This is a genomic window from Bacillus sp. FSL M8-0049, from assembly GCF_038593355.1.
GTDB lineage: Bacteria > Bacillota > Bacilli > Bacillales > Bacillaceae > Bacillus > Bacillus safensis.
Genome location: NZ_CP151986.1, coordinates 1,277,827 through 1,302,074, shown reverse-complemented (window position 1 = coordinate 1,302,074; position 24,248 = coordinate 1,277,827). Strand labels below are relative to the sequence as shown.

General features: G+C 40.6%; 25 protein-coding genes and 1 riboswitch. Of the genes, 5 read left to right on the top strand and 20 right to left on the bottom strand.

The features are described 5' to 3' along the window. Positions 1 to 100: 100 nt before the first annotated feature. The 7 genes from splB to NSU13_RS06620 form a co-directional block, all read right to left on the bottom strand. The gene (splB, locus tag NSU13_RS06650) at positions 101 to 1,129 is read right to left on the bottom strand and encodes a spore photoproduct lyase (protein ID WP_024424698.1); all 1,029 of its coding nucleotides are present in this window, start codon (positions 1,127 to 1,129) and stop codon (positions 101 to 103) included. A gap of 82 nt (positions 1,130 to 1,211) precedes the next feature. Then, on the bottom strand, positions 1,212 to 1,454 hold the full coding sequence (locus NSU13_RS06645; RefSeq protein ID WP_044331928.1) for a transcriptional regulator SplA domain-containing protein: 243 nt from the start codon (positions 1,452 to 1,454) through the stop codon (positions 1,212 to 1,214). A 100-nt stretch (positions 1,455 to 1,554) separates the two neighbouring features. Beyond that, complete coding sequence (ptsP, locus tag NSU13_RS06640; protein WP_041106058.1) at positions 1,555 to 3,273, bottom strand: phosphoenolpyruvate--protein phosphotransferase; 1,719 nt, start codon at positions 3,271 to 3,273, stop codon at positions 1,555 to 1,557. Further along, on the bottom strand, positions 3,273 to 3,539 hold the full coding sequence (locus tag NSU13_RS06635; RefSeq protein ID WP_003211078.1) for a phosphocarrier protein HPr: 267 nt from the start codon (positions 3,537 to 3,539) through the stop codon (positions 3,273 to 3,275). The genes ptsP and NSU13_RS06635 overlap by 1 nt, the downstream gene beginning before the upstream one ends. Positions 3,540 to 3,632: 93 nt before the next feature. Next, entirely contained in the window at positions 3,633 to 5,732 is a 2,100-nt protein-coding gene (gene ptsG / locus NSU13_RS06630) for a glucose-specific PTS transporter subunit IIBC (RefSeq protein ID WP_024426846.1), read from the bottom strand. Positions 5,733 to 5,934: 202 nt separating this feature from the next. Then, entirely contained in the window at positions 5,935 to 6,789 is an 855-nt protein-coding gene (locus tag NSU13_RS06625; RefSeq protein ID WP_024424695.1) for a transcription antiterminator, read from the bottom strand. A 55-nt stretch (positions 6,790 to 6,844) separates the two neighbouring features. Beyond that, positions 6,845 to 7,834: a LacI family DNA-binding transcriptional regulator gene (locus NSU13_RS06620; protein ID WP_120207150.1), complete on the bottom strand. Its 990-nt coding sequence runs from the start codon at positions 7,832 to 7,834 to the stop codon at positions 6,845 to 6,847. A 93-nt stretch (positions 7,835 to 7,927) separates the two neighbouring features. Between NSU13_RS06620 and NSU13_RS06615 the strand changes: the two genes are divergently transcribed. Next, positions 7,928 to 8,071, top strand: a complete 144-nt coding sequence (locus NSU13_RS06615; protein ID WP_162842493.1) for a hypothetical protein — start codon at positions 7,928 to 7,930, stop codon at positions 8,069 to 8,071. Positions 8,072 to 8,124: 53 nt separating this feature from the next. Here the strand turns inward: NSU13_RS06615 and NSU13_RS06610 are convergent, their stop codons facing one another. The 6 genes from NSU13_RS06610 to NSU13_RS06585 all read right to left on the bottom strand — a co-directional run bounded on the left by NSU13_RS06610 (position 8,125) and on the right by NSU13_RS06585 (position 14,656). Continuing rightward, positions 8,125 to 9,219 carry a Xaa-Pro peptidase family protein gene (locus tag NSU13_RS06610; RefSeq protein ID WP_098677361.1) on the bottom strand — a complete coding sequence of 365 codons (1,095 nt, stop codon included), beginning with the start codon at positions 9,217 to 9,219 and terminating at the stop codon, positions 8,125 to 8,127. Positions 9,220 to 9,323: 104 nt separating this feature from the next. Next, positions 9,324 to 11,243 (bottom strand): heavy metal translocating P-type ATPase, encoded by a 1,920-nt coding sequence (locus NSU13_RS06605; RefSeq protein WP_342489953.1) that lies wholly within the window; start codon positions 11,241 to 11,243, stop codon positions 9,324 to 9,326. Between the two features lie 288 nt (positions 11,244 to 11,531). After that, positions 11,532 to 12,020 (bottom strand): endospore biogenesis thiol-disulfide oxidoreductase StoA, encoded by a 489-nt coding sequence (gene stoA, locus NSU13_RS06600; protein ID WP_065214300.1) that lies wholly within the window; start codon positions 12,018 to 12,020, stop codon positions 11,532 to 11,534. Positions 12,021 to 12,074: 54 nt separating this feature from the next. After that, positions 12,075 to 13,391, bottom strand: coding sequence for a polysaccharide biosynthesis protein (locus NSU13_RS06595; RefSeq protein ID WP_024424690.1), 1,317 nt, complete (start codon positions 13,389 to 13,391; stop codon positions 12,075 to 12,077). A 113-nt stretch (positions 13,392 to 13,504) separates the two neighbouring features. Continuing rightward, positions 13,505 to 14,155, bottom strand: a complete 651-nt coding sequence (locus NSU13_RS06590) for a cell wall hydrolase (protein ID WP_070325763.1) — start codon at positions 14,153 to 14,155, stop codon at positions 13,505 to 13,507. 306 nt (positions 14,156 to 14,461) lie between these two features. Beyond that, positions 14,462 to 14,656, bottom strand: coding sequence for a hypothetical protein (locus NSU13_RS06585; RefSeq protein ID WP_034281552.1), 195 nt, complete (start codon positions 14,654 to 14,656; stop codon positions 14,462 to 14,464). A 167-nt stretch (positions 14,657 to 14,823) separates the two neighbouring features. Between NSU13_RS06585 and NSU13_RS06580 the strand changes: the two genes are divergently transcribed. Together NSU13_RS06580 and NSU13_RS06575 are read left to right on the top strand one after the other, a co-directional pair. Then, complete coding sequence (locus NSU13_RS06580; RefSeq protein ID WP_003211747.1) at positions 14,824 to 15,012, top strand: DUF2187 family protein; 189 nt, start codon at positions 14,824 to 14,826, stop codon at positions 15,010 to 15,012. A gap of 147 nt (positions 15,013 to 15,159) precedes the next feature. Beyond that, positions 15,160 to 15,684 carry a GNAT family N-acetyltransferase gene (locus NSU13_RS06575; RefSeq protein ID WP_120207152.1) on the top strand — a complete coding sequence of 175 codons (525 nt, stop codon included), beginning with the start codon at positions 15,160 to 15,162 and terminating at the stop codon, positions 15,682 to 15,684. Positions 15,685 to 15,787: 103 nt separating this feature from the next. On the opposite strand, the gene NSU13_RS06570 is transcribed toward NSU13_RS06575, so the two are convergent. Next, entirely contained in the window at positions 15,788 to 16,006 is a 219-nt protein-coding gene (locus NSU13_RS06570) for a hypothetical protein (RefSeq protein WP_046310768.1), read from the bottom strand. A gap of 368 nt (positions 16,007 to 16,374) precedes the next feature. Beyond that, positions 16,375 to 17,121 (bottom strand): glucose 1-dehydrogenase, encoded by a 747-nt coding sequence (locus tag NSU13_RS06565; protein ID WP_034281548.1) that lies wholly within the window; start codon positions 17,119 to 17,121, stop codon positions 16,375 to 16,377. 168 nt (positions 17,122 to 17,289) lie between these two features. On the opposite strand from NSU13_RS06565, the gene NSU13_RS06560 reads away from it, so the two are divergent. Beyond that, the gene (locus tag NSU13_RS06560; protein ID WP_342489952.1) at positions 17,290 to 17,658 is read left to right on the top strand and encodes a winged helix-turn-helix transcriptional regulator; all 369 of its coding nucleotides are present in this window, start codon (positions 17,290 to 17,292) and stop codon (positions 17,656 to 17,658) included. 464 nt (positions 17,659 to 18,122) lie between these two features. Here NSU13_RS06560 and queF read toward each other — a convergent pair whose 3' ends face one another. The 5 genes from queF to NSU13_RS06535 all read right to left on the bottom strand — a co-directional run bounded on the left by queF (position 18,123) and on the right by NSU13_RS06535 (position 21,776). Beyond that, positions 18,123 to 18,620: a preQ(1) synthase gene (gene queF, locus NSU13_RS06555; RefSeq protein ID WP_024426839.1), complete on the bottom strand. Its 498-nt coding sequence runs from the start codon at positions 18,618 to 18,620 to the stop codon at positions 18,123 to 18,125. Positions 18,621 to 18,635: 15 nt separating this feature from the next. After that, on the bottom strand, positions 18,636 to 19,367 hold the full coding sequence (gene queE / locus NSU13_RS06550; protein ID WP_342489951.1) for a 7-carboxy-7-deazaguanine synthase QueE: 732 nt from the start codon (positions 19,365 to 19,367) through the stop codon (positions 18,636 to 18,638). Next, on the bottom strand, positions 19,360 to 19,800 hold the full coding sequence (gene queD, locus NSU13_RS06545) for a 6-carboxytetrahydropterin synthase QueD (RefSeq protein ID WP_342489950.1): 441 nt from the start codon (positions 19,798 to 19,800) through the stop codon (positions 19,360 to 19,362). Before queD ends, queE begins: the two co-directional genes overlap by 8 nt. Next, positions 19,801 to 20,457, bottom strand: a complete 657-nt coding sequence (gene queC / locus NSU13_RS06540; protein WP_024424683.1) for a 7-cyano-7-deazaguanine synthase QueC — start codon at positions 20,455 to 20,457, stop codon at positions 19,801 to 19,803. 159 nt (positions 20,458 to 20,616) lie between these two features. After that, a riboswitch (PreQ1 riboswitch) is annotated at positions 20,617 to 20,661 on the bottom strand. A gap of 71 nt (positions 20,662 to 20,732) precedes the next feature. Then, positions 20,733 to 21,776, bottom strand: coding sequence for a membrane protein (locus NSU13_RS06535; RefSeq protein ID WP_034623360.1), 1,044 nt, complete (start codon positions 21,774 to 21,776; stop codon positions 20,733 to 20,735). A gap of 244 nt (positions 21,777 to 22,020) precedes the next feature. On the opposite strand from NSU13_RS06535, the gene NSU13_RS06530 reads away from it, so the two are divergent. After that, positions 22,021 to 24,123, top strand: a complete 2,103-nt coding sequence (locus NSU13_RS06530; protein ID WP_342489949.1) for an ATP-dependent Clp protease ATP-binding subunit — start codon at positions 22,021 to 22,023, stop codon at positions 24,121 to 24,123. The last annotated feature ends 125 nt before the right edge of the window (positions 24,124 to 24,248 follow it).

Genomic DNA, 24,248 nt, shown 5'->3' with positions numbered 1-24,248 from the left:
CATCTACTTTCACACCTTAATTTATATATCGGCAAAATGATACCGCATTCAATAGTTGTAAGAAAATTTAAATAGAAAAAACAAGCCGTATAGGCTTGTTTCAAGTAAAATATTCAATTTTTGCAGAAGGAAAGTACTGATCTATATATGACTCTAAAGTCTTTCTTAGTTCTTGTTCCTCATCTTTTTGATAGATATATTTTCCTATTCCGTATCTTCCCCACTTGTATCTTCTTTTTTCTTCGTCCAACTCTAATTTTGATTTTGGGTAGTTTTTTTGAATCACACGCTTTGCTGGTTTTGTAAAGCGATGCTGAATCATCTCAAAGGTGATATCGTCTCTCACATCTTCAGGAAGAGCTGCATCAAGCTTTTCAAAAAGAACTTTATATCCTTCCTGCCAGCCTTCATGGATATAGATTGGAGCAACAATAAAGCCTAGAGGATAGCCTGCCTTTGCGACCTTAACAGCCGCTTCAATCCGCTGATCTAGCGGTGATGTTCCGGGCTCAAAATATTTAATGACATAATCGGCATTGATACTAAAACGGAATCTTGTCCGGCCATTATGCTTTGCATCTAACAGATGATCGACATGATGGAACTTCGTGACGAAGCGAAGCTTTCCTAAGTCGGTCTGCCCAAAGTATTCAATCGCTCGTTTGAGTGTATGTGTCAAATGGTCAATTCCTACGATATCTGAAGTACATGATGCTTCAAATCTCGTGATATCCGGCGCCCGCTCGTTCATGTACTGCTCTGCCTGATCTAATATTTCTTCTACATTGACGTACGTTCGAATGTACGGCTTACTTCCCATTGTTGTTTGCAAATAGCAATAATGACAATGTCCCATACACCCTGTTGCAAATGGGATCGCATACTCTGCAGATGGTTTAGACGAGTCAAACTTCAATGTCTTCCTCACACCAATGACAAGCGTTGACTTCGCATTACGATACTTTTGCAAGTCATTTTTTCCCGGAATATTTCTGACCTGGTTATGTGAAGTCGTTTCTCTTATTTCGATTCCCATACCCTCAAACTTTTCCTTCAGCTCTCGTCCTAACGGGTACTCTAACGCCCGGGGTTCAATGTAAACAAGCTGGGGAACGAAAGGTTTGATCATATTAAGCACATCCTTACCTTTAAGGTTTTCATACCGTTACTTTAACCGCACAGGATGGCTTTTATCCTTTCTAAAATCTCCCTTATTCAAACAAGTCTTGATAAAGAGCTTCTGCTTCTTCATATGTTGGAAACACAGCATCATCAGGTGCTAGTGGATGATACGTTTCAAGTAAAAAGAGGGCAAGCTCTTCTTCGTTGTATGGATGTGAAACAATTTCTGCTTCTTTAATTTGTGCTACGTTTGCAGCATGTGGATTTCGATAAATCACATATACTTGATCACCCGGTTTGTAGTCTGAGAAAGGCAATCTGGTCACCTCCATTTTTTAATTATAGGGTGCCCTTCTCACTGCCCAATATGACTCAATATGATAAAATTCGACAAAAAAACCAGACAGTTTCACCTGTCTGGTTTTCATTCACTTAGTTCTGTTGAAACGTCTTCTTGACGAAATCAACCACTTCTTCTGTTGTGCTAAGTGATAAAATATGCTCTTTAAATGATGCAGCTTCTTCTTTAGAAAGCTTGCTTAGCTGCGTTCTAGCTGGAAGAATGGATGTTGCACTCATTGAGAATTCATCTAATCCTAATCCAAGTAGAAGTGGGATTGCGATTTCATCTCCTGCCATCTCTCCGCACATACCGACCCATTTACCCTCTTTATGCGCTGCTTCGATCACAAGCGTAATAAGACGTAAAATCGCTGGGTTGTAAGGCTGATAAAGGTAAGACACTCGTTCGTTCATTCGATCAGCAGCCATTGTGTATTGAATCAAATCATTCGTTCCAATACTGAAGAAATCTACTTCTTTTGCAAATTGGTCTGCGATGACAGCTGTTGATGGAATTTCTACCATCATTCCGATTTCAATCGAATCAGAAACGTCTGTACCAGCGGCAACCAATGCTTCTTTTTCTTCAAGTAAAATGGCTTTTGCTTCTCTAAATTCTGATAACGTCGCGATCATAGGGAACATGATTTTCAAGTTTCCATATGTACTTGCACGAAGTAAGGCGCGTAGTTGTGTTCTGAAAATCTCCTGCTCTTCCAGGCAAAGGCGAATGGCTCTATAGCCAAGGAACGGGTTCATTTCTTTTGGAAGCTGCAAGTAAGGAAGTTCTTTATCGCCACCAATATCTAGTGTGCGGACAACCACTGCTTTCCCTTCCATCTTCTCTAAAACTGTTTTATACGCATCGAACTGCTCTTCTTCTGTAGGAAGCTGGTCTCTGCCCATGTATAAAAATTCAGTACGGTACAATCCGACTGCTTCGCCGCCATTTTCAAGTACACCTTTTACATCTTCAGGTGTTCCGATATTTGCAGCTAGCTCTACGTGAACGCCGTCTTTTGTAACCGTTGGCTGGTCAACAAGTTTCGCCCATTCCGCTTTTTGAGCTAAGTAGTCTTCATGCTTTTTTTGATACGCTTTCACTTCATCTTCAGAAGGCTGAATGATGACGTCTCCAGTAATACCATCCACAATGATCAGATCATCGTTTTTCACCGTTTTTGTTGCTTCTTTTGTCCCAACAACTGCTGGAATCTCCATAGATCTTGCCATGATCGCTGAGTGAGAAGTACGACCGCCGATATCTGTTGCAAAGCCTTTGACAAATTGTCTGTTCAGCTGAGCAGTATCAGAAGGTGTTAAATCTTCAGCAATGATGATGACTTCTTCAGAAATCATGCTTGGGTTTGGAATGTCAACGCCTAACAAATGTCCAGTCACACGTTTCGTTACGTCGCGAATATCCGCCGCACGTTCCTTCATGTATTCATTGTCCATTGCTTCGAACATTGTGACAAACATCGTCGCTGTTTCTTTTAAAGCAAATTCAGCATTTACTTTATCAGATTTGATTTTATCCTTTACTGGGCTTAGCAGTTCAGGATCACTTAACACAAGAAGGTGGGCAGAAAAGATATCTGCTTTGTCTTGGCCAAGCTCTTTTAGCGCATGCTCTTTAATTGCTTCAAGTTCTTGTTTAGAAACATGAATTGCTTCTTCAAAACGCTTCACTTCTGTCTCTGGATCATTGATGTCTTTTTGGTGAACTGTTAAATCTGGTTCTTCCAGACGATACGCTTTTGCAATCGCAACGCCTGCTGAAGCACCGATTCCTTTCAGTTGTTGCATTACTCGCCTAGGCCTTCACTTTTCATTGTGTCTTTAAGCGCAGCAAGTGCATCATTTTCATCAGAACCAGAAGCAGAGATTGTGATTGTAGCACCTTTCGCAATTCCTAGAGACATTACACCCATAATAGATTTCAGGTTCACTGTTTTACCATTATATTCTAAGTTGATATCAGCATCATATTTACTAGCAGTTTGTACAAGAACTGTTGCAGGACGTGCGTGAATTCCAGAATCTGCAGTTACTTTGAATGTTTGTTGAGCCATTTTTATCAATCTCCTTTTTATACAATTAATACATCCACAATATTATATCATACTGCCGAGCTTGTCATCTAACAAGAACGGCAGTTATGAAAATTATTTTGAAATTTTCATGATGTTTTCTTGTCCAGCTTTGATTTCACCGGATGCTTGAAGGTCAATAAATTGTCCTTCACTTAAGTTGGTAAATACAATTGGAGTCATCAAAGATGGTACTTCAGACTTAATTTTATCAATATCAACCTCTAAAAGTTTTTGACCGATTTCTACTTGATCTCCCTCTTGTACAAATGCTTCAAACCCTTCTCCTTTGAGGCCGACCGTATCAATTCCGAAGTGGATCAAAATTTCAAGTCCACCATCAGATTGCAGGCCAATGGCGTGTTTCGTCGGGAACACATTTAAGATCTTCCCTCTTACCGGTGAAACAACCGTTCCATCTGTTGGCAAGATGGCGAAACCGTCACCCATCATTTTCCCTGAGAATACTTGATCTGGTACATCTGTAATTGGATGAAGCTCCCCTGTAATTGGTGAAGCAAAAATTTCTTCCCCTTGCTCATTTTGAAGCGGCTTTGCAATGACTTCTTCGACCTGCTGGCTGACTTCTTCTTTTGCAGAAGGGTCTTTCGCTGGACGAGGCGTGCGGCCTGCAATGATGTCCTGCATTTGTGTTTTTAAATTATCAGAGCGCGGTCCAAAGATTGCCTGGATGTTGTTCCCTACTTCGAGAACACCTGAAGCGCCAAGCTTTTTCAAGCGGTCCTTGTCCACTTTCTTCTGATCATTGACAGTAACACGTAAACGCGTGATACAAGCATCAAGGTGCTTAATGTTTTCTTGATCACCCATTGCTTCAAGGATTTCATAAGGCAAGTCATTACCTTTTTCAGACTTCGCCTCACTTGCTCCGTCTGCTGCTTCATCCTCGCGGCCTGGCGTTTTCAGATTAAATTTGCGAATGGCGAATCTAAATCCGAAGTAGTAAATGACAGCAAGGACAAGACCTACTGGAATGACGAGCCACCAAGCGGTTCTATTTGGCAGGATACCAAATAGGAAAAAGTCGATTAACCCTCCTGAGAAGGTCATCCCGATTTTCACGTTTAGAATATCCATTATCATAAAGGATAATCCAGCGAATACACAGTGAATCGCAAATAATACTGGTGCAACAAACAAGAATGAGAATTCAAGCGGTTCAGTAATCCCTGTAAGGAAAGAAGTAAGGGCCGCTGATCCCATAATTCCTGCTACTAGCTTTTTATTCTTTGGTTTTGCTTCATGGTAAATCGCAAGTGCTGCTGCTGGAAGACCGAACATCATGAACGGATATTTCCCTGTCATGAATGTACCAGCTGTCAGCTGTACACCATCTTTGATTTGCGCCATGAAAATACGCTGGTCACCACGGACAAGCTCTCCTGATAAGCTCTTGTAGCTAAAGAACTCATACCAGAATGGTGAGTAGAAAATGTGGTGCAGACCAAACGGAATTAATGATCGTTCAATGACACCGAATACAAAGGCAGCCAGCGGCTCATTCGCTGCGAGCAGTCCTGTTGAAAATGAGTTCAGTGCACCTTGGATTGGCGGCCAAATGACTAGCATCAATAGCCCTAAAATAAGTGCTGAAATAGAAGTAACGATTGGAACAAAACGCTTACCAGCAAAGAAGCCAAGATATTGCGGAAGCTCAATTTTGTAAAATTTATTATACATATAAGCTGCTAATACCCCGACAATAATCCCGCCAAAAACGCCGGTAGACAAGGTCGGTATGCCGAGCATATTAATATATGCTGGATGGCTTTCCTTGAAAAACTTAGCCAGTTTGAGTGAATCAGATGGAATGGATCCGTTAGCCATTAATACGGCACTCATCGTGACGTTCATGACAAGGTAACCGATGATAGCGGCAATCCCTGCCACTCCGTCTCCATTGGCAAGACCGATGGCAACCCCTACGGCAAATAATAGCGGAAGATTCGAGAAGACGATGTTCCCCGCATTCTCCATGACACTTGCAACAAGCTGGATTGTATCATTGCTTAAAAATTGAGCTACATCAATCAGCTGCGGATTTTGCATCGCATTCCCAAGTGCCAGTAAAATACCAGCAGCAGGAAGGATCGCAACTGGAAGCATGAGTGCTCGTCCAATTTTTTGCAACACACCAAAAAGTGATTTAAACACTGGTTGAACCTCCTTTTGTTTTCGCTTACAACATACATTTGGGATGCTCCCTGACGTACATTTCATAATTAACCGTTTACATTTCACTTTCAAACGCAAAAAAAGGCATGGTGATATAAGGTTGCGCAAATAACAGGATCTTATCCTGTATTTACCTTAAGTCACTCATGCCTGATCGAATCAGTTACACGTTTCAAGGAAACTATGAAATTTTATTTGTCAATCTGTACAGATGAAGTGTCAGGTAGACAGCCTCAGCATCCTGTACAGGCTTTTTCAATGCATGCTGCAAAATTTTGATCATTTTCCAAGCAGTATTGTAGCATAAAGGATATTCATTTTTCAATAGATGAAGCAATTTTTCTGGCTCCTCTAATGATTCTCCCCGTTTAATACGCTCAATTGAAAACGTAATATGGCGTAATAAGCGTAAATAATGAATACTTTCTCTGTCTACTTTCATATGAAATGAATCTTCAATGACTTGAACCATTTGTGTAATGAGCTGCGAATGACGGTTCACTTCAGATAATGGCCGATTCGTCAAAGCTGAATGGATATGGAGCGCTATAAAGCCAATTTCTCCTTCTGGCAGCTTCGTTTCGACATCTGGCCGCTCGTTAATCAGTTCAACGACTTCCTTTGCAACCTCGTATTCTTTCGGGTAAAGCGATTGCGTCTCAAGCATAAAAGGGTTCGTGATATCATAGCCTTGCTGCACCCGCTTAAAACTAAACGCAATATGGTCGGTCAGTGCAACATGAATATGCTCATTCAATCGCTGTCCCATTTTTTCTCGTATATGATAAATGACGTCATTGGCAAGCTCAATCATGTTCTCATCAATATGATGAAGCAGCTGTTTATATTCTGTTTGTTCCTTCGTGTTTTTTAACACAAACATTTTTTCAAACACGTCTTGATCGAGAAGATCACCCGATTTTTTACCGAAGCCGATCCCTTTCCCAATCAGAACCACTTCGCCCAAAGAAGGGTGTCTTGCGATGATGACATTATTATTTAACGCTTTATCAACGGTGAAGGATTCCATGAACATCCCCACCTCCTTCTTATTCAATCCCTCTTATCGTACAAAACAGATGAAACGTGCGTCAACGATTGTTTTTCAAAACGGTTGTTGTCCGCTCAATCAGGTGAAATGGCAGCATTCTTTTTTCTGATTTCTCTCCCTTTAATGCCCGGTCGAACAAGTCAAAAGCTTCCTGTCCCATTTGTTTGAGGGGAATATGAATGCTGGAAATCCCCAAAACCTCACTCAATTGGTTATTTTGAAAGCTAAGTATGGCTGGTGATTCTCCTACTTTTATGTCATGACGCTGCGCCTCTAATAAAAAGCCTGCAGAGACTTCGTCATTTGTGATGAATAAAGCTGTAGGACGATTTTTCATTTCCTGCCATTCTGCAAATAATTGCTTCCCATCAAGCAGGGATAACTTCCCTTCGATGATCCATTCCTCATCAATGGTCTGCCCGAGCGATTGCATCATGTCTTGATAAGCCTGAAGGCGCGACTCGCTATTCGCTCCTTCTGTTCTGGCGAGAACGATCGCAATTCGTTGATGGCCGCATGCCGCCAAATGATACAGGCCTTCCTTAAATGCTTGATCATGCGCAATCGACACGGTTGAGCATTGATCGTGCAGCGCAGGATGACAAAATATAATCGGTCCTGATTCCTGCCACTTTAAAATGTGCCTTTCACTTAATGCATTTGAACAAAATATTAAACCGTCCACACGGCGCTCTTTTAAACTCATTAACGCTTCTTTTTCTTTTAATGGGTCATATCCTGTTTGAAATAAAGCAAAATGCATGCCGCGCGCCTGTGCTTTTTCTGCAATACCTGTGACGAGTGTGCTGAAATAAGAGTGTTCAATGTTTGGAAGGACAATGCCAAGCATATTCGAATAGCCCTTCGCTAAATGAACCGCCTGAATGTTTCTCGTATACTTGAGCTCTTCCATCGCTTGTAGAACACGCTCTCTTTTGTCCTCTTTGACATAAGGATGATGATTCAACACACGTGATACGGTTGTCACAGATACGCCCGCTCTTTTCGCAATCTCCCTTATGTTTGCCATTTTTTCTCCTACTTTCTCTTGATATGGTAAGCGTTTCATACTTTAAGATGTATGTGAGCTGAACAAATCACTGGATGGAAAGGGGAATTCAAGATGGGTTTCATCATATGGATTATATTATGTATGACTGTTTTGTTTTCTGCTCGTTTTGCATTACATCCTTTAGGAAAAGAACATAAAATCAAACCGTTTCAATCAATTGATGATTTTTTTGTTGATAAGGATCGAGAAGAGTGATAAAAAATCACGATGACACTTCCAAGACCTGGACGTTCATCGTGATTTTTTTATTACTTGATGATCGTCAGCTCTTTCGGATAATTGGTTAAGGTGACTGGACCATCTGCCGTAATGAGAACATCATCTTCAATTCTTACGCCGCCGACTCCCGGGACATAAATTCCTGGTTCAATCGTATACACCATACCTTCTTGCAGAAGGTCGTCATTTGCCTGACTCATAGAAGGAAACTCATGAACAGAAATCCCTAACCCATGTCCGAGGCGATGTGGGAAATATTCACCATACCCCGCTTCTGAAATCAGCCCGCGGGCTTTTAAGTCAAGATCGCCGATTCTCACGCCTGGCTTACTCATTTCAAGTGCTGCCATTTCTGCATTTAAGACGGTTTGATAGATGTCCTTTTGCTTTTCAGAAGCTTCCTGATAGATAAATGTTCTTGTGATATCTGAGCAATATCCATCGACAATGACGCCAAGGTCAAATAACACAAAATCGCCTTTTTTTAAGGCTGCCTGTCCCGGATTTCCATGAGGCTCGCCTGATTTTTCACCAAAGAGAACCATGGTTGAAAAGGACATGCCTTGAATGCCTTTTTTCTTTAGTTCATATTCTATGACAGCGAGCACTTCTGTTTCTGTGATTCCTTCTTTTAAGGCGTTAATACCAATTTTTACACCTTCATCTGCCAATTGAGCCGCTTTTTTCAGTGTAGCAATTTCAGATTCATCTTTAATCAGTCTGAGCTGATCGAGCGCATCTTCAGCCCGGACGAACGTTTCTGCCCCGGTGACAGCTTGGAGCTGTTCTGCTCTTTGAAGCGGAATCGATTCTTTTTCAATCGCAAGACGCGCCGATTGAATACCTCGTTTTTCTATCGCTGATTGAATGAAATCAAATGGATTCTCATGATCTTCATATCCAATGATATCGCCGGACCATCCTGCATTTTTTGCCTGCTCGACTTCCATTTTAGGCAAAATAAAAAATGGTTCTGCCTCTTGGAACACAAACAGCCCCATCACTCTTTCATGCGGCTCTGTGAAGTATCCAGATAGATAAAACACATTTTCCTTTGTATGTATAAATGCACCTTGAATGTCTTCTTTCTTAAGCCAAGAAGACAAGCTCTTCATTCGGTTCATCATGATCCTCCTCACACGTTTTACTACTGGTCTATTGTATCAGTTTTTGCTGTATTTCGCACAAAAGCGCACTGGCATGAATCCAGTGCGCCCTGATGATTGATTTAAGATGCACGAAGCAGACGCAGACCATTTAAAATGACCAAAATCGTACTTCCTTCATGCCCGATGACACCAAAAGGCAAATCAAGCACTTGTAAGAAATTCGCACAAATTAACAGACAGATCACCGTTAATGAGAAAATAATGTTTTGCTTAATGATTCGATTCATTTTTCTTGAAAGACGGATCATCTTTGTTAGGTTACTTAAATTGTTCTTCATTAAAATGAGATCCGCTGTTTCTAAGGCAACGTCTGTGCCTCCGCCCATCGCAACCCCAACATCTGCTGTGGCGAGCGCTGGTGCATCATTGATTCCGTCTCCTACCATGATGATTGAATTACCTTGTTTTTTTAATTGATTGACCTCATGTACCTTTTCATCTGGAAGACATTCAGCCACTACGGTTTGGATACCGGCTTCCTGCGCAATCGCTTCAGCCGTTTTTTGCTGATCTCCTGTCAGCATGACGGTTTGGATGCCTAAATCATTTAGTTCTTGAATCATTTTTTTGGCTTCAGGTCTGATTTGATCCTTAAGGCCAAGACAGCCAACAACTTCTTCACCCTTTTGAACGTAGACCACTGTGTATCCTTGAGCTGAAAGGTCATCACCTGTCTCTTCAATCTCGCGGTCGATTGACGCCTTACCCGCAAAGTCTTTCTTCCCAATCCGCCACGTTTCTCCATTTAATTGTGCTTTTACACCAAATCCAGAGGCTTCTTCAATGGTGACATGGACTGATCTTTCTGTTTGGTGTTCTTTTGCCATATCAGAAATTGCTTTCGCTAATGGGTGGTTTGATTGACTCTCAATTTGATAGAGTGCCTGATAAAAAGCTGATTCATCCTGCCCTTTAGCCATGACGACTTGTTCTACGGCTGGCTTCCCGCTTGTAATTGTCCCCGTTTTATCAAAAGCAATCATGCTGCTTGTGCCTAGTTTTTCTAAAAAGACACTTCCTTTAACAAGCATTCCATTTCTCGCGCCATTTGAGATCAGTGACAGTGCTGCTGGCATGATGGATGCAACTAGAGCACAAGGTGAAGCAACGACCATAAACACCATTGCCCGGTAGAAGGTTTCACTCATACTCCAGCCGAGAACAAAATGAGGCAGAACCATTAATACCGCAACGGTAATCAGCACACCTTTTACATAGGCACCCTCAAATTTTTCGATAAATGCCTGGCTTGGCGAAACACTTTCTTGAGCGGATTCAACAAGTTTAATAATTTTATGGAATAGCGTTTCTTCATTATGTTTCGTGACTTCCACTGTTAAGGAACCATTTAAATTCACTGTTCCTGCAAATACGTCTTCCCCCTGCCCTTTTTCCTGTGGAATAGATTCGCCTGTAAGGGCAGATTCATCCAAACTTGTTCTCCCGCTTAAAATGACACCATCTGCTGCAATGCGTTCCCCAGCTTTGACCATAATCTGGTCACCTGGTGTTAATGATGAAGCGGCGATTTGAATGGTCGTACCATCTTTTTCAATTAAAGTTGCTTCATCTGGTGCAATGCTCATTAATGCTGTTAAATCTTTCTTGCTTTTATTTGACGTATACGTTTCAAGCGCACCACTCAGTGAGAAAATAAAAATTAAGATAGCGCCTTCTGCCCAATAGCCAATCAGAGCTGATCCTATCGCTGCGAAAATCATTAAAAGTTCCACATTCAAGGTCTTAGACGAAATCGTTTCTTCAATTCCTTCCTTCGCCTTTGCAAAACCTCCAATAACAAATGCTAGGATGAAAAGAGGAATGCTCCACATACTCTGATCCTTTAGAATCCATCCAGTTAGAATAAGAATCCCCGATATACCTGCTGCAATTAATTCTCCGTGCTGTGCCCATTTATGTAAGGACCATTTCGATTCCTTTTGATTTGTCGTTTGGTAAAGTGCTGTATTCTCATTCATGATTGTTTTCTCCTCTCTAATTGATAATCGTTTTCATATTATCAATCGTTGCCCGTTTCTTTTTCATCTATATTTTCTGCTATTTCAAGCTTTTTATTGGTCTGTCACTCATTATAACAGGTTCTGATTAATTTTCAATTAATAATTATTATAATTTCTTTTTGATAATAATTATCATTACTGATATAGACCGTTCCGTCTTCTTCTGAGCACAGTGTATTCAGATGAAAAGCAAACGAACACAAAAAAGAACCAACAGAATTGGTTCTTTCACAGAAAGGATTTGTTCTACGAATTTGTCCACTCTTTGATTTGTTTTTTCGTCAGTGGACCTACATGATTTTTCACCACTTCTCCTTTTTCGTTAATCAAAAAGGTCGTTGGAATGGTGATGATTTGATATTTCTTCATCATTTCTCCGTGTTCATCTAGTATGATCGGGAATGTAAACCTTCTGTCTTTCACAAATTGGGCAACAGCATGTTTACTTTGTTCAGCACCTAGTAAATTCACGGTCAATATGTCAACATCACTCTGATTTTCTTTCACAATCTGTTCAAATTCGGGCAGCTCCATTTTACAGGACGGGCACCATGTTGTCCAAAAATGCAAAATGGTCTTTTTCCCTTTTTCGGGAACCATCTGCATGTCACCATTTAATGTTGGCGCCTCTATCTTTGGCGCCATCACAGGCTCTTTTGCTTCTGCTGCTGTGCTCGTTAGAAATAGAAGCAGGGTCATCATCAGAAGACTGGCGGGTAGATGTTTACGATTCATCATGATCTTCCTTCCCAGTTTTCTTCTAGCTTGCCCTCTCGATGGCGATGACATTCAAGCTTTTTTCAATGTAAGAAACATTGAAACGCCGAGCTCCTTACAAATCGTCGCATAATGCAGTGCAGTCAACAGCAGCATGCCTGTGTTCATCCCTAAAATGACCCCCATCATATTCAAGCTTTCAATTGAACCGAGGAAATACACCATAGAAAAAGAGACGACATGCACCCATATATTATGTAGGAACACATCTTTGATGAGCCCCATTCCGATTAAACACGCTTGAAACGGCATCACAAACAGGTGGCATAAAAAGTATGGCCATAGCAGCTGTAAATAGACAGCAGCTTGCGGTGAATCAAAAAAGAGCTGTGTGAGCGGGTAAGCAAAATAATACATGACCATCACTGCCGGCACCCCATATCCAAACGTTATAAGAATCGCCTGTCTGACACGTTTTTTCACAAGATCATACTGACCTAAAGCATAGGCTTCAGAGACACTCGGAATCATCACAATCATGATGGAATGAGCGATAAACGCTGGGAAAAAACCGATCGACATTGCGACACCAGCCAGCATGCCGTAATGATCAACAGCAAGTGTTCCAGAAATGCCTGCTGCTACGAGCGCTCCTTTGATTAAAAATGGTTCAACCGCATTGGCGATCGCATGAAAGATGCGCATGCCCGTTGTCGGAATGGAAACGGCTAATAGGCGCTTTCGCACATCACTTCCTCTTAATTCAACAGACCTGACATTCACAGCATTTTTTGCCATGACGTATTGGGAGTATAAATAAATAAAGACAACAAGATCACTCGCAACAATGACACCAATGGCGATGAGTACTGCTGTTTCAATATCAAACGAATACCAATGAAAAAACAAAAACAAGCAGATAAGCTGGATCGTTTTCTTCAGCATATTGGCTAAAGCAATTCTGCCCATTTGCTGCTTTCCCATAAAATAGCCGCGGGCAATGGAGGTAAACGCAATAATTGGGATAAGTGACAGCACTAGGCCCTTCATAAGCGGATGATACGACTGAAACACTGGAATGAAAGGCAGTACAATAGCTGCTATAGCTGTTGTTGTACTTGTCACCACAAGTGTCATTTTAAAGGCATGACGGAGCATGCTTTTGTGGAGACGCTCATGTGATTCTGCAATGAATTTAGAAATGGAGACTGGCAGCTCTAAACTGGCGATCACAAGGACAAGCATGATGATTGGAAGGATACTCATATATAAGCCCATTCCATGTTCTCCAAGCTCTCTCGCTAAAATCATATTGACTAAAAACTCTATACACTCCGCAATAAAAGCTGCGACAGATAGCAGAATGACCCCTTTTACAAATCGATTCATGTAGCCTCCCCTTGTCTAAAGCAAATTCTTTTCACATTCTATGAGACAAGTCCAAAAAATATTTTAATAATTGAAGACAAAAAAAGAGCAATCTCATTGATCGCTCTTTTTCTCTATACGGCAAACACGTGACGTCCGATACGTTCTACAATTTTGCGGGAACGAATCCAATGATCTGTTGCCGTTTTTGGATTATAAAAATAGATAGCCTTTGTTGTTCTGTCATGCTCTTTTACTACCTGCTTCACCGCTTTAATGGAATCTTGATCTGCCTTATCATGAATGCTTCCATTCGATACTGGCTGGAAGGCATTTCGCTGATAAATCACACCTTTCACGCTGTCAGGAAAAGAACGATGCTCCACCCTGTTTAAGACAACACTTGCCACCGCTTTTTTCCCTTCGTAAGATTCACCTTTCGCTTCAGCGTGTACCAACCGAGAAAGCAAGTCCATTTCTTCATTAGAATACTGTTTTCCGCTTGCCTTATTCGTTGTTTCAGATTTTACTTTTTTCTTTTGCTTCGGTTTTGAAGACTTTTCTTCTGTTGACGTACTTAGCAATTTCACTTTTGGCTGACGCTTTTCTTCAGAAAATGCTGGGATGACTTGCTCGTGGTCTTGATCTATATATGAAAGCTGATGTTTAACAGGTGCTTGTGAAAGTTCGTGACTTAATGTGCCTTGCTGCTCTTGTATATTGTCCATCTTCATTGCTGCAACGAGCATAAGGATGACAAAAAGAGCTGTATGAATTTTAATCATTCGCCTTTTTCCTCCTTTAATCAAAGTAGGCTGTAAGATACTTGTCCACTCTAACAAGAGCTCATTCTATTTTCACGCACAAAGATTTACATGCCTGTCCAAATTCCGTCATTAAATGGCATGTCCTAGTTGAGCGCACATAAAATGGAATTGTTAGCGCTTAAAAAGGTCCCTTTTTCACCTATCATCATCCTTATGCTCCTGATTATGGGTTATTACATTTTCTTTTCATATGTATCAGAGTCGTTTGAAGTGTGACAAAAGAACGAAAATAAAAAAGCTTTCTCTCATCAATGAGAAAAAGCTTTAGCTTCTTGCTTCTGTAAGATATTCAAAAATAACATCTCCACCATGTTTGGCGATCCCGCGAAAATGTTTAAAATCATCTTGATTCACCAAAACAGAACGAAACGTTAAAAAGTCATCTTTTTGGATGGCCACCTGTTTTTCCGTCCCATTCCGTAAAGATTCGAGGATTGTGAGGATTTGTTCTTCAGTCAAAAAAACCGCTCCTTTTCAGCCATGATCAATTATTAAATATACCATTCGTTAGAAGAGCATACAACGAAAACAAAACAAAAACGTCTTTATCCTTTACATTGGTATGAAAATATTGCAAAATACTTTTTAATAGGGAATGAAATCTGTTTTTAAAGGAGAGGGATCGGTTGAAGATTGCAAAAATTGGAAATGTGATCGAATTTAGAAATGGTTTAACAGGTGTAGTTGAAAAAGTGAATGAAAACTCTGTCATTGTGGATGTCACCATTATGGACAACTATAGAGATCTAGAACTGGATTCACTAACAGTCGTTAATCATAAAAACTATAAAATCATCAAAGACTCCGTACATTAATTTGCAATCCTCAATTCAGACAATCGGTACATACGAAGCAAAGCTAATCACGATTTAGCCAAATGGTGAAAGCTATTTCAATACCCTTCTTTTTCATTTTAAAAAATGATGAGATGCAGTATTAGCTCTAGACAGGAGAAAACTAATATGCAAAATTCCAATGATATCATTGTACGTTTTGGAAAAATGGAAGATGCTGAAATGACTTTAGAAATACAGAAATCTGTTATTGCTGAATCAGATTATTTACTTACATCGCCTGAAGAAAACAAAAAAACCCTCTTAGAACACAGGGAATGGATACAGAAAAGAATAGATAATGAAAATGAGACGTACATAGTTGCTCAAACTGATGAAAAAGTCATTGGATGGTTAGCCTTTGAACATTCATCAAATAGAAAAAGAACTTCCCATACGGGTTCTTTCGGGTTGATGGTGCATAAGAGCTATAGAGGTTTAGGCGTAGGGGAAATGCTGCTAACAGCATTATTACATTGGGCAGAAAAGAACCCTTCAATTGAAAAGGTTAGTTTAGCCGTTTTCTCAACAAATCAAAAGGCCATTTCTTTGTACAAAAAGATGGGGTTTATAGAAGAAGGACGTAAAATAAAAGAATTTAAAATAAATGACCATGAATACTGGGATGATGTTTTAATGTATAAGCTTGTTTAATGCTGTGAAAACGAATTGCAGAAAGTAAGGACATAATATCAATTGAGTCATCAATTTGTTATGTCCTTTTCTTATTTTTACCTTACTTCATATGAAGAAAGCATCAATCTTTTTTCATATGAAAGGTTTGCATTTCCGCCTTCGTCTTGTACATCTCGACTTCCTCGGGTGTGATCACTCCTTTATCAATCAAGAGGGCAATCACTCCAAGCAATGTGGAGGCACTCCATTTATACCGTTCTTTGTTTTGATGTTCGAGTATTTGAAGCTCTTCCCTTAGATCCATTAGCAGCTGCTCTGTCCGCTCTTCTTTGTTTGCCAACTCAAACGCCTCCGTTTATCATTCATTCCCTCTATTTTATCTTACATCAAATGAGATAAGCAAAAAAACATGATCCCCCTTTACAAACGTACGTTCTGTCATGTATAATATGTTTACGAGCTGGTAGCCCCCAGCCGTCCTAGCAAGTTCTATTCCCATTCGTATGAGAAGAGTGACATGACTCTTCTCTTTTTTTATGGTTGATTCGCAAAAAAAGACATGCATCCGGCATGTCTTTTCCTTTTTTCTCATTTTACATGCAGCATTTGTGGTTACTCAGGACATAAGGAAAACGACTTTTTTATACGACTCAAGTAAATCCCCATTAACTTTTTTTGGGGACGATTTGTAATCTCTTCTCAGTGACATTATACCTGTGCTAGCCCGCCATCTACGAACAATTCAACACCCGTCAAGTAACTGCTTTCGTCTGAAGCAAGGAAAGTTACAGCGTTTGCTACTTCTTCAGGTGTCCCAACTTTTCCAGCTGGAACAGTATTTCTGGCATTTTCCATCGCTCCTTCAAGTGCATCACCAAAAAGCTCATCGTATGCAGGTGTAAGAATAACTCCTGGACTTACCACATTTACACGAATTTCAGTACCTTTTAGGTCAAGAATCCAGTTGCGAACTAGTGCTCTTAATGCTGCTTTAGATGCTCCATATACACTAAATGCTGGGTTGCCAATTGATCCAGCAGTAGAGCCCGTTACAATAATAGAACCTACTTTGTCCGGGAATAGTGATAGCGCTTTTTGAACAGTAAAAATGGTTCCTTTCACGTTAATGTCGAACGTTCTATCAACCTGCTCTTCAGTAATTTCACCTAATGGAAGGAAGTTGCCGATGCCTGCATTAGCAAAAAGGATGTCCAACTTACCTTTTTCCTGCTTTATCATGTCATATAGTTTGTCTAAGTCTTCAAGCTTAGAAATATCACCTTGAACACCGGTTACGTTCTTGCCAATTTGGTTAACAGCTTTATCAAGTTCGTTTTGTCTACGTCCCGTGATATACACATATGCACCTTCGTTTACAAATTTTTGTGCAGCAGCAAGACCAATCCCACTTGTTCCACCCGTTACAAGCGCTATTTTACCTTCAAATTTACCCATACTTAACACTCCTTTAGAATTCATATTATTTTATGTCTAGTACCTTTAAGTACTTGAAGAGCAACTTACAAGATATAGTATCCTCCAGCAAGCACATTATCGGAAGTACCCACTTTTTTGTGATATAGTAACTAAAAAGTAATAAATGTGGAATGGAGAGCTTTAGACATGAAAAAATTCAGCTGCGGGTTTGAAGTGACAAAGGAAGTGATTGGCGGAAAATGGAAAGGCCTTGTATTATACTTTTTAATGAATGGACCAAAGAGAACGAGTGAATTAAAGCGCATTATCCCAAATATCACTCAGAAAATGCTGATTCAAACACTTAGAGAGCTTGAGACCAGTGGACTTGTGACCAGAAAGATGTATAATCAAGTACCGCCGAAGGTTGAATATTCATCCACTGAACTTGGAGACTCTCTTAAACCTATCTTGCAGGAACTCTGTCAATGGGGGAGCCAATATGCGGAGCAAGAGTATGCAGAAGGTGAATATGAAATTGTACAACCAGAACAACTAAAGTTAGGATTGAAGTAGCTGCTGAAGTAAATGCTAAACAACATCAATACCATCACCTAACAGATGAAGAACAGTCAGAAATAAATGAGATAGTCAATTTTGAAAGTGAAGTTCTAATCAGAAGTGTCATGGACTATATTCAGGAGAACTTTGATGGAATTCAAAAAAGAGCTGTTTCAAATGTTAAAGAGAAGGTTCAGAAACTTAACTTTAAACAATAAATGAAGATATGATCATAATATTTAATGCCTATGATCTCTAAATAGGCATTTTTTCTTTCGGATAAAAAAGAAAAGACGTACAAATTGTACGCCTTCATCTGCTTCTGCACTATCAATTTTTCACTGCATAAAAGTCACAGTTCAGGTTGCACCTCAGGTCACACTTTTTCATACAATTCCCATGAGTATTTTCAGGTATGACTTTTTCCACTTTAATGTGACACCAATTCGTTTCACACTCCGTCTCACACAGCGGAATAATTACCGATTATCAATTGTCTCCGGATACATATCATGGTTCATCATACGGTATTCTGCCATTTCCTCATATTTCGTGCCAGGTTTCCCGTAGTTCGTATACGGGTCAATGGAAATACCGCCTCTTGGCGTAAATTTGCCCCAAACTTCAATATACCTTGGATCCATCAATTCAATCAAGTCGTTCATAATAATGTTCATACAGTCCTCATGGAAGTCACCATGGTTACGGAAGCTGAACAAATATAATTTTAGCGATTTACTTTCGACCATGATTTCATTTGGGATATAGCTGATATAAACTGTCGCAAAATCAGGCTGACCTGTTTGCGGACATAGTGAGGTAAATTCTGGGCAGTTGAATTTCACAAAGTAATCTCTATTTGTATGTTTATTTGGAAACGTTTCAAGCACTTGTGGTGCATAATCAAACAAATAATTGGTTCCTTGGTTTCCCAGTAGCGTGACACCTTCTAATTCTTCTGGTTTTCTTGTCGTCATGTCATCTCTTCCTTTCTATACGCCTCGTTTATTTCCCCACAATAACGTGTGCAGCTGCGGCAGCACTCTTACGCGGTTTAAGTCTGGATCTTGCGCGACTTGATCGACAAGCGCTTCATATTTCTTTAATAAATGCGTCAATAAGTACGCATCATCAGCTGTCGTCGTGTCATCATTTCCTACCTGCAAATAAAAAGGAAGCTCAGGATATTTCGCATGAACATCCTTCGCATACGCTAGGTCACGATCGTCAAAGATCACGACCTTCAGGCTAGCATGCTGCAATCTATTCCCGCTTTTCAGCTCATCTATAATACGTGTTAGTTTCGTAAAATCTGTTTTCATATTCGAGCTTGGCGGCTTAGGAGAAATGGTTAAATCATCAATTTTCAAAAACCATTCCTGATACATCGTCCCTTGTGTTTCAAGCGCTGTATCAATTCCCTCTTCATGCAGTAAATCAATGAGGGATCCCATTTGTTTTAAAAGCGCTGGGTTTCCCCCTGAAATGGTGACATGAGAAAAAGCCTGTCCGCCTATTCTTTTTAATTCTTTGACAATGTCTTCTGCCTCAAGCCACTGAATGTCATGCTTCGCTGAGCCATCCCATGTAAAGGAGGAATCACACCAGCTGCACGAGTAGTCACAGCCAGCCGTTCTGACAAACATGGTTTTTTGTCCAATGACCATTCCTTCTCCTTGAATGGTTGGACCAAAGATTTCTAATACGGGAATCGCTTTAGCCATTGATCTCAACTCGTTTCGGACGGTAAATGCAATAGCTTGTTGGTGTCTCTCTGACAAAGACCTGAACACATGCCGGCTTGTTCGCTAAAGTCGATAAATACGATGCGACTTTGTCATGTACGGTCTTTGCTACCACCTCAGTGGTTGGCATCGCGTATCGATCGTTTGATGAGAATTCCTCATGATCATTGAGCAGCGTGTGATCGTACTGCCCATGAATGAGCTTTTTCAATGTACTGAAATTAACAAGGAAACCCGATTCATCTAGCTCGTCTCCCGCAATCGTGATATTGATGGTGTACGTATGACCATGAACACGGCTGCATGCGCCCGCATCTTCTCGCGGGATGAAATGGGCAGCAGATACATGCATGTCTTTATTTAATTCAAATGAAAATGGATGATCGGTTTGTGGATAGATTTGAGAAAGCATTTATTTCGCCTCCTTCATTTCCATATAAGTGTCATAGCCATTTTTCCGCAGCTTACACGCAGGACATTCCCCGCAGCCATCAGAGATGATGCCGTTATAGCAAGTGAGCGTTTCATTTTTCACAAAATCCAGCGCATTAAGCTCGTCTGCCAGCTTCCATGTTTCTGCTTTATTCAGCCACATCAGTGGTGTATGAATCACAAATGGTTTTTCCATTGCTAAATTCACTGTGACGTTGCAAGATTTCACAAACTCGTCACGGCAATCTGGATAGCCGCTAAAGTCTGTCTCACAAACACCTGTGATAATATGTCTTGCTCCAATTTGATACGCAAGAATAGAGGCGAAAGATAAGAACACTAAGTTTCTTCCTGGTACAAATGTGGAAGGAAGCTCTCCTTCTTTTTCCTCAATGTCAATGTCATCTCTTGTTAAAGCATTAGGTGCCAGTTGATTTAAAAGAGACATATCTAACAGATGATTCTTCACACCTAATTTGTCAGCGATTCTTTTGGCGACATCAATTTCTTCTTGATGACGCTGATTATAATGAAAGGTCACGGTTTCTACCTCTTCAAATTGTTGAAGTGCCCATAATAAACATGTCGTACTGTCCTGTCCCCCGCTAAAGACAACGACTGCTTTTTCATTTTTCATTTTCTGTTCTCCTCCTTTTGCAGATGAGTACAACCGTACAACACTGCATCTGAAAGGCTCCTGAAAACCCCTATTTTTCTCAAAAGAAAAGACACCTTTACATGTGTATGAGGTGTCCCAGCCATAAAAAATAAAAAATGCCACATCCAAGGATACGGCAAGTCCTTAGTTTTTTATAGAGGGTTTTGCTAGAACCTCTCCCGTCTTCACGGATTTTTGTTCAATTTTCACAGAGGATAGTGTACCACATATTTTTCATGCAGGCTATCCTTTCTTTACTTATCTAGCGGGGCAGGCACTTTTTTTAGACAAAGAAAGAGGATAAAAAAGATGCTGACATAGCCAAAAACCGGATAAACCGTTGAAATCAGTGTACCGTAACCAATTTTACTAATCACATAGCAGCATATGAGAATAAGTGATATCGTAAAGATGCTGTTCATTCGGATATATGCCCTCACCTGTCTCTCCAGCCCGTATAAATTGCCTATGACGGATGTAAAAACTTCACCGAAGATGACAAATAAATAAATGAGATGAATCGAGTTTGCGACTTGATACACTACCTGGGCCATTGGAATATCAAACGCCTCCAGCATATCTAATGAAGAAAGAGATAAGAAGCAAGCAAGCAAAATGAGTGTCAGCATGACGCCCCCAAGCACCGCTCCCTTTTTAATGACTGCTTCAGAGGTCATTTCATTTGCGACGGGTACTAACACTGCCTGTGACAGTGCTAAATTAAAGGCACCATATGACACGGCTGATAATATCCACTCGCCCTCACCCATTTGCAGCGCAAGAACATAACTTTCACTGCTGCTAAACACAAATGAATCAAGAAACACGATCATTGAAAAGAAAATCAGCATTGGAACGACAAGGACGTTGACTCCAAATAGCCCTTTTGAACCTTTAAAGAGTACAATGACGCTCAAAATGATCGTCAAAAAGATCCCATACTCCTTCGATATGCCAAGCTGTTCTTCAAAAATAGCCCCTGCGCCTGAAATCATGACTGAGGTGACACCAAGTAAAATAAAAAACATGACAATATTAATATATCGACTCGCAGCTGCGCCAAATAAAAAACGGTTCATATCTTGATAAGATTCTGCTTCGATTCGTTTCGAAATCAGCATCATTTTTGCCCCAAGGCCAGTAAAAATAACACCGCTAATCAGGATCCCTAATAGTCCAATCCAGCCAAAACGAACAAAAAATTCTACGATTTCTTTCCCTGTCGCAAACCCAGCTCCAACCACTGTTCCTACATAAACAAAGGCAAGCTGAAAAGCGGATTCATTTGAACGTTTCATGTGACCCCTCCGCACCCATCACTTTCGATTGTCTCTTTTTTATCCTATGAGACAAGTTCCTTGAAAAGAAGGACAAACCATGATTAAATGCAAAAAAGGATTTTTATTCCCCTTTGAGCAAAACAGTTGAAAGTCAAAATAGGTCAGAGTATACTATAGTCAAAGATGGTCAAACAATAGACCATTTTCTTTAACATTCATTGGTCAAATAAAGTCAAACTTTATTTTAAGGAGGTCATGGCAAATGCGTTGTCAACATTGTCAAGTAAATGAAGCAACTATTCGCCTGAATATGCAAGTAAATTCGTCCCGGAGCCAAATGGTTTTATGTGAAGACTGCTATACCTCTTTGATGGAGCAGTCAAAAATGAAAATGGGACCTCAGCTTTTTGGAGGAAGTTCATTCTTCTCTCAGGCAGCAAGTCATGCCCCAAACATGGAGCAGCCAAAGCAAAAAGGCTTACTCGATGAGCTTGGCCGTAACTTAACAGATGGAGCAAATGCTGGTTTAATTGATCCAGTCATTGGCCGAGATGAAGAAGTCGCAAGAGTCATTGAGATTTTAAATAGAAGAAATAAAAATAACCCTGTTCTTATTGGTGAACCAGGTGTTGGGAAAACAGCGATCGCAGAAGGACTCGCGCTCAAAATTGCGAGCGGCGATGTGCCAAATAAATTAAAGAACAAACAAATCTATTTATTAGATGTCTCCTCACTTGTCGCAAACACAGGTGTACGCGGTCAATTTGAGGAAAGAATGAAGCAGTTAATCAAAGAACTGCAAAGCCGTAAAAATATCATCTTATTTGTAGATGAAATCCACCTTCTTGTGGGCGCAGGATCTGCAGAAGGATCAATGGATGCTGGAAACATTTTAAAACCAGCCCTTGCAAGAGGCGAGCTGCAGCTAGTAGGTGCGACGACATTAAAAGAATATCGCCAAATTGAAAAAGATGCTGCACTCGAACGGCGCTTCCAGCCCGTTATCGTAGATGAGCCAACACAAGATGAAACAATCGACATCTTAAAAGGCATTCAAGATAAATACGAGGCCTATCATGGTGTCACCTATTCAGATGAAGCAATCAAAGCGTGCGTTCAATTATCTTCGCGGTATATTCAAGACCGTCATTTGCCGGATAAAGCCATTGATTTAATGGATGAAGCTGGTTCAAAAGCGAACCTCTCCATTGATGCAGCAAGTGAAGATGAGCTGACAAACCGACTAGCGCAAATTGCCGCAGAAAAACAAGCTGCGCTAAAAGAAGAACAATATGAAAAAGCAGCGAAGCTACGCGATGAAGAAGAAGCCATTGAAGCAAGACTTCAAAACAAAACAACTGAAAAAGAGCATATCGTTACAGCAGAGGACATTCAGGCCATTGTGGAACAAAAAACAGGCATTCCTGTCGGGAAACTCCAAGCAGACGAACAAACCAAAATGAAAGAAATTGACGTCCGTCTAAAAGCACGAGTGATTGGACAGGAACATGCGGTTGATAAAGTGGCGAAAGCCGTGAAAAGAAGCAGAGCTGGTTTAAAATCGAAACATAGACCAACAGGCTCCTTCCTTTTCGTTGGACCAACAGGTGTCGGGAAAACCGAATTGTCTAAAACGTTAGCTGAAGAATTATTCGGTTCAAGAGATGCGATCATTCGTTTAGATATGAGTGAGTACATGGAAAAACACTCTGTGTCCAAACTCATCGGTTCTCCTCCTGGTTACGTTGGACATGATGAAGCTGGCCAGCTGACTGAAAAAGTGCGCAGAAAACCATACAGCATCATTTTGCTGGATGAAATCGAAAAAGCACACCCAGATGTACAGCACATGTTCCTGCAAATCATGGAAGACGGCCGCTTAACAGACAGCCAAGGCAGAACGGTCAGCTTTAAAGATACAGTCATCATCATGACAAGTAACGCAGGCAGCGCAGATAAAACGGTCAAGGTCGGCTTCCAGTCTGATCAGGAAGAAGCGATTGAGGAACAATCACTCATTGATTCACTAAGCAGCTACTTCAAACCAGAATTTTTGAACCGTTTTGACAGCATCATTCAGTTTGAATCATTAGACAGAGATGATTTAGTGAAGATTGTTGATCTTCTGCTCAATGAGCTGTCAGAGCAATTAAAAGAGCAGAATTTAACAGTCCATGTCACAAATGAAGCGAAAGAAAAAATCGCAGAGCTTGGATATCACCCTGCATTTGGCGCTCGTCCACTTCGAAGAACCATCCAAGAGCACGTTGAAGACCAAATGACGGAGATCCTGCTTGAAGAGGAGCAGCTTTCTGGATTTACTGTGGATGTTGAACATGACGAAATCGTCGTAAAAAAAGGATAACTACATCTTCAGGATGATATGCATCTCCATCATGTTGCGGCGTCTAAGTTCCATCTGAACGACGACGCTCCCCCGCCTCTTTTCCTTTACGATAAAAGAAAAAGAGGTGGATCACATGATGAATT

Bases quoted from the DNA above. Each gene is read 5' to 3' on its own strand.
- splB (WP_024424698.1), bottom strand. From the start codon at position 1,129: ATGATCAAACCTTTCGTTCCCCAGCTTGTTTACATTGAACCCCGGGCG.
- NSU13_RS06645 (WP_044331928.1), bottom strand. From the start codon at position 1,454: ATGGAGGTGACCAGATTGCCTTTCTCAGACTACAAACCGGGTGATCAA.
- ptsP (WP_041106058.1), bottom strand. From the start codon at position 3,273: ATGCAACAACTGAAAGGAATCGGTGCTTCAGCAGGCGTTGCGATTGCA.
- NSU13_RS06635 (WP_003211078.1), bottom strand. From the start codon at position 3,539: ATGGCTCAACAAACATTCAAAGTAACTGCAGATTCTGGAATTCACGCA.
- NSU13_RS06625 (WP_024424695.1), bottom strand. From the start codon at position 6,789: ATGTTCATGGAATCCTTCACCGTTGATAAAGCGTTAAATAATAATGTC.
- NSU13_RS06620 (WP_120207150.1), bottom strand. From the start codon at position 7,834: ATGGCAAACATAAGGGAGATTGCGAAAAGAGCGGGCGTATCTGTGACA.
- NSU13_RS06615 (WP_162842493.1), top strand. From the start codon at position 7,928: ATGGGTTTCATCATATGGATTATATTATGTATGACTGTTTTGTTTTCT.
- NSU13_RS06610 (WP_098677361.1), bottom strand. From the start codon at position 9,219: ATGAACCGAATGAAGAGCTTGTCTTCTTGGCTTAAGAAAGAAGACATT.
- NSU13_RS06605 (WP_342489953.1), bottom strand. From the start codon at position 11,243: ATGAATGAGAATACAGCACTTTACCAAACGACAAATCAAAAGGAATCG.
- stoA (WP_065214300.1), bottom strand. From the start codon at position 12,020: ATGAATCGTAAACATCTACCCGCCAGTCTTCTGATGATGACCCTGCTT.
- NSU13_RS06595 (WP_024424690.1), bottom strand. From the start codon at position 13,391: ATGAATCGATTTGTAAAAGGGGTCATTCTGCTATCTGTCGCAGCTTTT.
- NSU13_RS06590 (WP_070325763.1), bottom strand. From the start codon at position 14,155: ATGATTAAAATTCATACAGCTCTTTTTGTCATCCTTATGCTCGTTGCA.
- NSU13_RS06575 (WP_120207152.1), top strand. From the start codon at position 15,160: ATGCAAAATTCCAATGATATCATTGTACGTTTTGGAAAAATGGAAGAT.
- NSU13_RS06565 (WP_034281548.1), bottom strand. From the start codon at position 17,121: ATGGGTAAATTTGAAGGTAAAATAGCGCTTGTAACGGGTGGAACAAGT.
- NSU13_RS06560 (WP_342489952.1), top strand. From the start codon at position 17,290: ATGAAAAAATTCAGCTGCGGGTTTGAAGTGACAAAGGAAGTGATTGGC.
- queF (WP_024426839.1), bottom strand. From the start codon at position 18,620: ATGACGACAAGAAAACCAGAAGAATTAGAAGGTGTCACGCTACTGGGA.
- queE (WP_342489951.1), bottom strand. From the start codon at position 19,367: ATGGCTAAAGCGATTCCCGTATTAGAAATCTTTGGTCCAACCATTCAA.
- queD (WP_342489950.1), bottom strand. From the start codon at position 19,800: ATGCTTTCTCAAATCTATCCACAAACCGATCATCCATTTTCATTTGAA.
- queC (WP_024424683.1), bottom strand. From the start codon at position 20,457: ATGAAAAATGAAAAAGCAGTCGTTGTCTTTAGCGGGGGACAGGACAGT.
- NSU13_RS06535 (WP_034623360.1), bottom strand. From the start codon at position 21,776: ATGAAACGTTCAAATGAATCCGCTTTTCAGCTTGCCTTTGTTTATGTA.
- NSU13_RS06530 (WP_342489949.1), top strand. From the start codon at position 22,021: ATGCGTTGTCAACATTGTCAAGTAAATGAAGCAACTATTCGCCTGAAT.